Origin of the sequence: Zoogloea sp. (assembly GCF_023150065.1) — a bacterium.
In the GTDB taxonomy this organism is placed as follows: domain Bacteria; phylum Pseudomonadota; class Gammaproteobacteria; order Burkholderiales; family Rhodocyclaceae; genus Zoogloea.
Genome location: NZ_JAKLLN010000080.1, coordinates 1 through 504, shown reverse-complemented (window position 1 = coordinate 504; position 504 = coordinate 1). Strand labels below are relative to the sequence as shown.

Genomic DNA, 504 nt, shown 5'->3' with positions numbered 1-504 from the left:
GACCACCCAGGCCTTGGCCCCGGCGGCCTGGCCCTCCTGCTTGCGGTTCTCGCCCGCCTCGGTGGTGAGCATGATGATCGGCGTGAACTTGTAGCTGGGATGCTTCTTCACCTCCTTCACCAGGCTGATGCCGTCCATGTTCGGCATGTTCACGTCCGAGATGATCAAGTGCACCTTCTTGCCGTCGAGCTTGCCGAGCGCGTCCTTGCCGTCGCAGGCCTCGATGACCTCGTACCCCGCGCTCTGCAGGGCGAGATGCACCACCTGGCGCAGCGAGGCGGAATCATCGACAACGAGTATGGTTTTGCCCATGGCGGCTCCTTTCAGAAGAACGTGATGTCGCTTGCCGCCGCCGGCGCCTTCGCGCCGACGGCGGCATCGTGCTGCTCGAGCGTGGTGTAGCCGGATTCGAGCTGGCGCAGCCAGGCCGCCGCGTCGATGGGCTGCGGCCGCCCGCCGGCGGAGCAGGCCCTGCGGTCCTCGCCCAGACGCGCGCCGAGGCGC

2 protein-coding genes are annotated in these 504 nt (G+C 67.7%); both read right to left on the bottom strand.

What is annotated here, in order from left to right:
- A partial coding sequence (locus L6Q67_RS23500; protein WP_296575926.1) for a response regulator occupies positions 1-312 on the bottom strand: 312 nt, incomplete at its 3' end.
- Between the two features lie 11 nt (positions 313-323).
- A partial coding sequence (locus L6Q67_RS23495) for a hypothetical protein (RefSeq protein WP_296575923.1) occupies positions 324-504 on the bottom strand: 181 nt, incomplete at its 5' end.